Genomic DNA, 9,117 nt, shown 5'->3' with positions numbered 1-9,117 from the left:
GACCAACCTACGAATACGAAGCGATCGCGCTTGAGCCAGTCGTCTAGAACGTCAAACCACCCTCTACTGGGCGCACGTCCAACTGCGATGGTCATTACAGCAAATCTCCAAATGTTTATAAGTACAGGTTGTGTCTGTATTATAGATGGCTATATAGAGGCCTTCTATAAGCAGAAAGTTAACCAGGTTGTTAACCAAGTTTACAATTTTTTACACACCTTTAATAATATTAGGTGTAAATCGTTAATTTTTCTAGGGGTTTTGTAATAAAAATTAATTTTTGCTCTAAATGAGGTGGGCAGATGAGAGAGATAAGACAAATAATCCAATTCCCAATTCCCAATGCCCAATGCCCATTTCCCTAGAATCAGTCAGCTGACGCTAAAATGAGTCCACAGTTAAATTTGATTATTGCTAAATGTTTACCATCGATTTAAGCATCAGAAACACTGCTTTCCCTATCTCGGTACAACGTAAGTCAGCAGAGGATGCTGAGGCTGTGTATCAGCTAATTTTGGCAGCCATCCGTTCTGGAAATCCTGACATTGTGGAACTCAAGTGCGAGGGCAAGACAGAGAAAAAAATTGCTGTCCGCGCTAGTGAAATTTCTGGGGTGCAGATTGTTCAGAAAGATGGTACAACCCCTGGTGGTGGCAGACCACCTGGATTTTTCGCTGTCGCTGCTGAGTAACCAAGGTTGACAAATGGCTCAAGTGGGCATTGAGGTCAAGGATTTAAATTTCAGTTGGCCGAATGGAGAGAAAGTTATCAAATCTTGCTCTTTAGAAGTACCCAAGGGTGAGTTTTGGATGCTCTTGGGTACAAATGGCAGTGGCAAATCAACGTTACTGAGACTGCTGGCCGGGTTATTAGCTGCTGAGTCTGGTGAAATTCGGGTTTTGCACCCCGTTGGTTTTGTTTTCCAAAATCCAGATCATCAACTGGTGATGCCAACGGTTGGTGCTGATGTGGCTTTTGGATTGGTGGAAGAAAAGTTGCCACCTGCTGCCACTAGAGCCAGAGTTGAGGAGGCGCTAGGGGCGGTGAATTTGCTTACCCTGCAACGACGGCCTATTTATGCACTCTCTGGGGGACAGAAACAACGAGTGGCGATCGCAGGTGCGATCGCCCGTCGCTGTGAAGTCCTATTATTAGATGAACCTACTGCCTTACTAGATCCAGATAGCCAGTTGGATTTAGTTGCTAGTGTTCGTCGCCTTGTTAAAAGTAGAGGGATCACAGCCCTGTGGGTAACACATCGATTAGACGAGTTAAATTACTGTGACGGCGCTTTTTTGCTAGAAAAAGGCTCTCTGGTAGATAGAGGTGAAGCCCAACGTCTCAAACAACGTCTGATGGAGGTACACAGCGAAGCCTCTTAATTAAGTGCTGAGGGCTAAGGGCTGAGTAAAGTAAAAAGTACTTTTTACTTTATAAGTGGTCTTTTAACTCAGTACTCTTGATTTTCACCACTACTGAAAAAGAACTGCAACGCGCCTTTTAAACTAAGGCGCGTTTTAAGTTGGTACGTCTATCTTAGGTTTGAGTTTTGTTAGGCTACCGTATTTTTATTCTGTGTAGCATAGTGTTACAGACAATGCATCAATTATTATAAAACTTATGAATGAATTTTGTTAACTCTAGAAAATTGTGATTAAAAATCATGTCCCGTTCCTTACTCCAAGCCGTTTTGTTAGTGGACGGCTACAATATAATAGGTGCTTGGCCTTGCCTTAAAAAAACGCGTGATAGCGTTGGGTTAGAGGCCGCACGGGGCGAACTTGTGGAAGCAATGACTGGTTATAGTGCGTTTCAAGGTTACACAACTCAGATAGTTTTTGATGCCCAGTATCAAAATACCTCTAGTAATAAAGAAATTATTACTGAGCTTTTATCAGTTTATTACACTGATTTTGGGCAGACCGCAGATACTTATATTGAAAAATCGTGTGCTTCTTTTCGCCACCAAATAGCCCAATCTTTGATTTCTCGTGTGATTGTTGCTACATCAGATCGGGCACAGCAGTTGATGATACAGGGGTATGGGGCTGAATGGTTGTCGGCACAACAACTTTGTGGGGAAGTTGAAGCTACTGTCTGCCGGATGCGACAAAAGTATCATACGCGTAAACAATCAAAGAGTAGGTTTTTAGCTAATGCTATTGATGCTAAGGCACGGCAGCGTTTGGCTGAATTACGAATGGGATTATAGTAGATATTTGGTGTTTAAGAGTCTCTGCTTAAGTTTCTGAATGGGTTTTGGCTGCAAAAATTATCTAATTATTAAGCATCTGAAAAAAATATTGGCGAAAGTACTTGCCAAATACTATTTTTAGCCCTAGGATTATAAATTGTGAGTGGTCCTCAGTAGCTCAGTGGTAGAGCGATCGACTGTTAATCGATTGGTCGCTGGTTCGAATCCGGCCTGGGGAGTTTATGAATTTTGGATTTTTGATTATCCTTGAGACATCTATGGTCACTTGGTTCGACTGTGACGTTTCTGAGTCATGGGTCTTTTGGTGCTTGTCCTAAACAAGTGTTGTAATTTCAACAAAGTTTGCGTAGACGCAAAGCGGCTTGTCGTTAGAAATCGCAGTTAGAACATCAACCTGTACGCTTTTTTGGTAAGGACTGGGAACCATTACTAGAGGATGCGAAAAGTAAGCTCGTGGCGTTTGTAGGTGCTGATGTCCACGATTTAGTCGTCAAGCATTTTCAGATGCGGTGAAGGAATGGAAACAGCAAGGAAAACTACCTGTTATCTGTCTGGATGATTTTGAAAGCCTTTTGAAATATCCTGATGAATTCGATAATGGATTTTATGACAATTTGCGATCGCTGATGGATAGCAACGCCTTGATGCTAGTGGTGGCTTCCCGTAAACAAAATGAAAATGTACCCAAATAGTTACCCTTTGTTTCCAACCCCTTGAGCTATCGTAACGTCGGAGAGAGCCAGCACACATGGGACTGGCCATAAGACCAGCCACAGAGGAGACATTGATGATATGCCCGGCTTTCTGCTGTTGCAGATGTCGCACCGCTGCGGCAATGCCGTACAGAACCCCCTTAATGTTCGCGTCGATCGTCCGCATTTTTTGCTGTTTAGCGACCTGTCATTTGCTCCAGTTTTTCGGGATACCGAGCTCCTTCCACCACGATCTTGGAGGCCGCATCATCAATATCATGCAGATCGTCGGGCGTGAGTTCGACTGAGACTGCCCCGATGTTTTCGTCCAAGCGATGCAGCTTCGTGGTACCTGGGATCGGAACAATCCACGGTTTCTGGGCCAGCAGCCAGGCGATCGCAACCTGAGCCGGTGTGGCCTGCTTCTGTGCTGCGATCCTGCCGAGCAGATTAATCAGGGCCTGATTCACCTTCAGAGCCTCCGGCGTGAAGCGAGGCAGGGTGCTGCGGAAGTCGGAACTATCGAATGTAGTGTTTTGATCCATTTTGCCAGTCAGAAAGCCCTTTCCCAACGGGCTATACGGGACAAAGCCAATTCCGAGTTCTTCAAGGGTCGGTATCACTTCCTTTTCAGGAGTCCTCGTCCACAACGAAATATTCGCTTTGGAGAGCAGCGATCGGCTGAACCGCGTGCGCGCGACGGATCGTTTGCACGCCGGCTTCAGAAAGTCCGAAGTGCTTCACCTTACCTGACTGAATAAGTTCCTTGACCGCTCCTGCCACGTCTTCGATGGGCACGTTCGGGTCAACCCGGTGCTGATAGAGCAGGTCGATTGTCTCGACCTTGAGTCGCTTGAGCGAGCTTTCCACGACCTGCTTGATGTGTTCTGGTCGGCTATTCAATCCAGGGGAACCCTTAATGCCGCGAGGATCGGAATTTGGACTCACGTCAAACCCGAATTTGGTGGCGATCGCCACTTGCCCACGGAAGGGAGCGAGGGCTTCGCCCACTAGTTCTTCGTTGGTGAACGGGCCGTAGACCTCTGCGGTGTCAAAGAATGTAACGCCGCGTTCGACGGCGGACTGAAGAAGTGCGGTCATCTCCTGTATGTCTTTGGGCGGGCCATAGGAAAAGCTCATTCCCATACAGCCGAGTCCAATGGCCGAGACTTCCAAATTACTGTTTCCAAGTTTGCGCTTTTGCATTTTTTGAACTCCTGTCTTTGAATTAGAGATTGGAACTGTCTTACTTCACGATCGGGTCTGGTATTGTTCGTCAGTGACCTATTCCATCCAGTCCACGGGCTTGCCGCAGCAGTCTTTTGTCTCACGGATTACGTCAATCATCTGGTTCCATTCGTCCAGGGCACTACACCGTTTGACCGCCATCAATGACCAGGGTGTGCCCGACAACGAAGGAGGACGCATCCGAACACAGCCAGACGACAGCATTGGCGATCTCTTCGGGCTGTCCCATCCTTCCAATCGGCTCCTCTGAGACCACCTTTTGGCGGCCTTCGGGAGTGCCGCCAGTGAAGCGATCCATCATCGATGTGTCAATGTAACCAGGGGCAACGGCATTGACGCGGATGTTCTGCGAGGCGTAGTCGAGAGCCGCCGACTTGGTGAGTCCGATCACGCCGTGTTTTGCGGCGGTGTATGCGGCTCCGCCCTTGATGCCTATAACACCAGCACCCGATGATGTGTTCACGATTGCGCCGCCGCCTTGCTTGAGTAGCAGCGGGATTTCATACTTCATGCACAGAAAAACGCTGCGCAGGTCGGTGTCTACGATCCGATCCCACTCTTCCTCTTCAATTTCCGCTGTTGCTGCATTCTTCTGCTCCACACCGGCGTTGTTAAAGGCAAAGTCCAGCCGCCCGAAGGTCTTGATGGTCTTGTCCAGAGCCGCTTTCACATCCTTGGCTTGCGCCACGTCGCACGTGACGGTGAGCACTCGTCCGCCGAGTTCTTCGATCATCCGAGCCGTTTCTTGATTGCCCTGTTCTGAAATGTCAGCGACCACCACATTAGCGCCCTCACGTGCAAATGCCAGCGCCGTAGCTCGACCGATGCCGTTCGCTGCTCCGGTCACAAACGCAACCTTTCCTGTGTAGTTTCCATTCTCGTTCGTTATCATTTTTTACTCCTTGTGTTGCTTATTCGGAAAGTCTTTATCAGAATTTCCACGATCTATTGCCGTGTAGTGGAGCCAAGGACGTACATCTCAACTCACAAGAATTTCGGATCTGGCGATCGCTTGTGATATTGCTCGTCGCTGACCTTTTCCGTCCAGTCCACGGGCTTGCCGTCGAGCCATTCCTGAATGGCGATGTGCGTCATCGCTGTGGTTGCTGTGGCACCGTGCCAATGCTTCTCACCTGGCGAGATCCAAATCGTGTCCCCCGGCTGAATTTGCTCGATTGAGCCGCCCCATCGTTGTATAAGGCCACAGCCAGCCGTCACGATTAGGGTTTGTCCCAATGGGTGGGTGTGCCATGCTGTCCTAGCACCAGGCTCAAATGTGACACTGGCTCCAGATGTGCGTGCTGGATCGTGCGCCTCAAACAGGGGGTCAATGCGGACAGTACCTGTAAAATACTCGGACGGCCCTTTGGCGGAAGGCTGTGAGCCACTTTTTTTAATGTCCATTTTCTTAATTCCTTCACTTGATGCCATTTCTATGGCTAGCAGACAAGTCTCTTGCTCAATCAAAATTGAGTTTTCTCTTGAATAAAAATCCAGAATGCTTATAAGAAGCCGAAATCATTTTTCATTGCTTTAGGTTCATTCTAAGAATCCTCAAGGGAAAGCAATAGAACGATCGTCTAAGATTGTTGTACAATTCTGCAAACTTAGAAATGAACGCTGCTAAAACGAGTGAAAAGTCCGATATCGCTGACCCGCAAAAGCGCGAGGTAGACAGAGCGCAAGCCAACAGAGACGAACTCAAAGAGCGTATCGCACACGCGATTCCTCATGATGGGACGATTGAGCCACTGAAAGGATTGCACTTCAACTGCTCCTCCTCACCTTCGGAATGCCTTCATAGTGTCTCTATCCCTGCCTTTTGTGCGATCGCTCAGGGCAGCAAAGAAGTTCTTCTGGGCGGCGATCGCTATCAATATGACCCGATGCATTATCTGCTTGCTACGGCTGAACTGCCGATTGTCAGTCAAATTCTGGAAGCGTCAAAGGCGCAACCGTACTTTAGCCTTCGCCTCGATCTCGACCCCACCCTCGTTGGCTCAGTGATGGTCGAAGCAGGGTATCCCTCATCGCGCAGCCGTGCTGATGTGAAAGCGATTGACGTAAGTCCGTTGAATGCAAATCTATTAGACGCTGTGGTGCGGCTCGTCAGGCTTCTAGATTCCCCTACAGAAGTTCATGTTCTCGCACCACTGATTAAGCGGGAAATCATTTACCGACTCCTGATGGGAGAGCAAGGTAATCGGCTCCGTCATATTGCAGTTCTGGGTGGCTACACCTACCACATTGCCAGAGCCATCGAGCGACTTCGTAAAGACTTTAACGAGCCACTTCGGATTGAAAGTATTGCACGAGAGCTTGGAATGAGTGTTTCGGGCTTTCACCATCACTTTAAGTCTGTCACTGCAATGAGTCCCTTACAGTTCCAGAAGCAACTGCGGCTACAGGAGGCTCGCCGTCTGATGCTGGGGGAAAGCCTTGACGCTACCAGTGCTGCCTACCGTGTGGGTTATGACGATGCCTCGCACTTCAACAGAGAGTACAAGCGGCTCTTTGGTGCACCACCGATACGTGATGTGGAGCGGCTGCGAGAAGCTGCTAGGGAAACTGCTAGTTCAATATGAACGATCTCCTCAAGATGTCCTAATTTTGCAGAAATCGTTTCCACCCAAACATCCTTTAACGTGGTTACTTCAGGAATACAGCAGATTGATCGAGTTAACAATAATCTAGCTACTTATATACTCTTCAACAAAAGTTTATTTTTATTTAACAGTTATTTTTGACACATGTAATATTGTATTTTTCACTTAATTAAGTGGGTATAAATAAACATAATATCAAGATTCACGACTTCTATGGAAAGTCATGAATCCTTATCCTGAGCATTTTCTGTTTAATTTAAGTTTATCTACTTACTACAATATGTAGCTGATAGCAAATATAGTTACTGAGTTGTCATCCGCTACTCAAATTTGTATATACAGGTAAATATTTAATATTTATAAAAAATAAGGTTAAGAAAAGATAAAATCACCAAAAAGATGGATAATTAGTTGTAGTTTTATAAAGTATAATTAAGAAAAAGATAAAGAAATCTAGGTAGTAACAAATGCTAAAACTATCTTGAACAGTATCCCAAAAATGCAGGGTTCGAGTTGTTTTAGATAAAAAACTACCGCTACCTTTTACCTGCAACTAACTTGTGGGTTGAGTAGAGAAAGAACAATTGTAAATTTTTCAGTTGAAGAGGCAAATAAAGGCGTGGGTCAGTATCAACCTACTCAGCTAAAACTCTATAATCCAGATGCGATCGCTCGCTATTATAGTTACCGTCCCTGGCTAGCATGGGGGCGAGTGCTGAGAATTATCTCCTCTTTTGCAGGATTTATATTTAGTCTCAAGTGGGACGAATGGCTAGACAAAGTTGAGCAAAACAAGGGTAAACGAGCTATCCAGTTGCGAGAACTGCTCACTAGCCTCGGCCCGACTTTTATTAAAGTTGGTCAAGCCCTCTCCACCAGACCAGACTTAATCCGTAAGGATTTTCTAGAAGAACTGATCAAATTACAAGATCAGCTACCACCTTTCGATGATGCGATCGCTTACCAGATTATCGAAACCGAGCTAGACCGTCCAATTCATGAAAGTTTTAGCGAACTGTCACCTCATCCAGTCGCTGCTGCTAGCTTGGGTCAAGTATACCGTGGTCGTCTGATCACTGGCGAAGAAGTGGCAGTGAAGGTGCAACGCCCCAACTTACGCCCGACTCTCACCCGCGACCTCTACTTATTGCGCTGGGGGGCGAGTTGGGTAGCTCCTTGGTTGCCTCTCAATCTCGGTCACGACCTAACTTTAATCGTGGACGAGTTTGGCACGAAGCTATTTGAAGAAATTGACTATATAAATGAAGGCCGCAACGCCGAAAAATTTGCTAGCAACTTCCGCAACAACCCACAAGTTAAAGTTCCAGGAATTTACTGGCGTTATACCAATACCCATGTTTTAACCCTGGAATGGATTAACGGCTTCAAGCTGACCGATACTAAAAGCATCCGCGAAGCAGGTTTAGACCCAGAAGCGATTATCCAAATTGCTGTTACATCAGGATTGCAACAGCTTTTAGAATATGGCTTCTTCCATGCTGACCCTCATCCTGGCAATTTATTTGCTGTAACCGATGGTCGGATGGCTTATATTGACTTCGGCATGATGGATCAGTTGGAGGAAAACACCAAAGAAACGCTTGTGGATGCGCTAGTGCATTTGGTGAATAAAGACTATACCGACTTAGCCGAAGACTTTGTAAAATTAGGATTTTTGACTCCAGACACGAATATTTGCCCGATTGTGCCAGCCTTAGAAGCGGTGCTAGGAAACGCCATTGGCAAAAATGTTAAAGATTTTAACTTCAAAACGATTACCGATGAATTCTCGGAACTGATGTACGAATATCCTTTCCGAGTTCCGGCGAAGTTTGCTTTAATTATTCGTTCCTTGGTGACTCAAGAAGGTATTGCCCTGAGCCTCAACCCAGATTTCAAAATTGTGGAAGTGGGTTATCCCTATATAGCACGGCGGTTGCTGACAGGGGAATCGCCAGAATTACGGCGGCGATTATTGAATGTGTTATTCAAAGATGGTAAATTTCAGTGGCAACGGTTAGAGAATTTAATTGCGATCGCTCGAAGTGATAACAACTTTGATGTCTTGCCCACAGCCCAGATGGGATTCCAGTTTTTGATGTCCGAAGAAGGCAAATTTCTGCGGCGGCAGCTAGTGCTGGCTCTCACCGAAGATGACCGCCTCCACACCGAAGATGTCCAACGCCTGTGGAACCTGGTTAAAGATGACTTAAAACCGGATCGTTTATTAAATGTAGCGATCGGCATTTTAACAAATTTATCTAGAGAAAGTGCAGCAGCTATTCTCCCAAAAACTACATTCCCAGTGCCTTTTTCTGAAAACCAGTCAGCAAGTAAAAACTAAAAATCTTTAATA

Annotated in this window: 10 protein-coding genes, 1 tRNA gene and 1 pseudogene; 7 read left to right on the top strand and 5 right to left on the bottom strand. The window is 46.3% G+C overall.

Features of this window, described 5'->3' with window-relative positions; translation table 11 throughout:
• Nucleotides 1–418 precede the first annotated feature (418 nt).
• From V7K55_RS27345 to V7K55_RS27620, 5 genes are all read left to right on the top strand, one after another.
• Complete coding sequence (locus V7K55_RS27345) at nt 419–691, top strand: hypothetical protein (RefSeq protein WP_012410874.1); 273 nt, start codon at nt 419–421, stop codon at nt 689–691.
• A 13-nt stretch (nt 692–704) separates the two neighbouring features.
• Complete coding sequence (locus V7K55_RS27340) at nt 705–1,382, top strand: ABC transporter ATP-binding protein (RefSeq protein ID WP_094332285.1); 678 nt, start codon at nt 705–707, stop codon at nt 1,380–1,382.
• A gap of 281 nt (nt 1,383–1,663) precedes the next feature.
• Complete coding sequence (locus V7K55_RS27335; protein WP_334836503.1) at nt 1,664–2,212, top strand: NYN domain-containing protein; 549 nt, start codon at nt 1,664–1,666, stop codon at nt 2,210–2,212.
• A gap of 149 nt (nt 2,213–2,361) precedes the next feature.
• Nucleotides 2,362–2,433 (top strand) — tRNA-Asn (locus V7K55_RS27330).
• A gap of 291 nt (nt 2,434–2,724) precedes the next feature.
• A complete protein-coding gene (locus V7K55_RS27620; RefSeq protein WP_442949123.1) occupies nt 2,725–2,907 on the top strand; it encodes a hypothetical protein in 183 nt (60 codons plus the stop codon).
• A 67-nt stretch (nt 2,908–2,974) separates the two neighbouring features.
• Here the strand turns inward: V7K55_RS27620 and V7K55_RS27615 are convergent.
• The 5 genes and pseudogenes from V7K55_RS27615 to V7K55_RS27610 form a co-directional block, all read right to left on the bottom strand.
• Nucleotides 2,975–3,094 (bottom strand): annotated as a pseudogene (locus tag V7K55_RS27615) (SDR family NAD(P)-dependent oxidoreductase); the annotation flags it as partial.
• Between the two features lie 10 nt (nt 3,095–3,104).
• On the bottom strand, nt 3,105–3,530 hold the full coding sequence (locus V7K55_RS27320; protein WP_334836499.1) for an aldo/keto reductase: 426 nt from the start codon (nt 3,528–3,530) through the stop codon (nt 3,105–3,107).
• Between the two features lie 7 nt (nt 3,531–3,537).
• Complete coding sequence (locus V7K55_RS27315) at nt 3,538–4,113, bottom strand: aldo/keto reductase (RefSeq protein ID WP_334836497.1); 576 nt, start codon at nt 4,111–4,113, stop codon at nt 3,538–3,540.
• Nucleotides 4,114–4,276: 163 nt separating this feature from the next.
• Nucleotides 4,277–5,047 carry an SDR family oxidoreductase gene (locus V7K55_RS27310; protein WP_334836495.1) on the bottom strand — a complete coding sequence of 257 codons (771 nt, stop codon included), beginning with the start codon at nt 5,045–5,047 and terminating at the stop codon, nt 4,277–4,279.
• A gap of 92 nt (nt 5,048–5,139) precedes the next feature.
• Nucleotides 5,140–5,559 carry a (R)-mandelonitrile lyase gene (locus V7K55_RS27610; protein WP_442949122.1) on the bottom strand — a complete coding sequence of 140 codons (420 nt, stop codon included), beginning with the start codon at nt 5,557–5,559 and terminating at the stop codon, nt 5,140–5,142.
• A gap of 209 nt (nt 5,560–5,768) precedes the next feature.
• Between V7K55_RS27610 and V7K55_RS27295 the strand changes: the two genes are divergently transcribed.
• Nucleotides 5,769–6,740, top strand: a complete 972-nt coding sequence (locus V7K55_RS27295) for an AraC family transcriptional regulator (protein ID WP_334836493.1) — start codon at nt 5,769–5,771, stop codon at nt 6,738–6,740.
• A gap of 640 nt (nt 6,741–7,380) precedes the next feature.
• Nucleotides 7,381–9,105, top strand: a complete 1,725-nt coding sequence (locus V7K55_RS27290) for an ABC1 kinase family protein (protein ID WP_334836490.1) — start codon at nt 7,381–7,383, stop codon at nt 9,103–9,105.
• Nucleotides 9,106–9,117: the final 12 nt, after the last annotated feature.

This window comes from Nostoc sp., assembly GCF_036919895.1.
Lineage (GTDB): Bacteria > Cyanobacteriota > Cyanobacteriia > Cyanobacteriales > Nostocaceae > Nostoc.
This window is presented reverse-complemented; position numbering and strand designations above follow the sequence as displayed.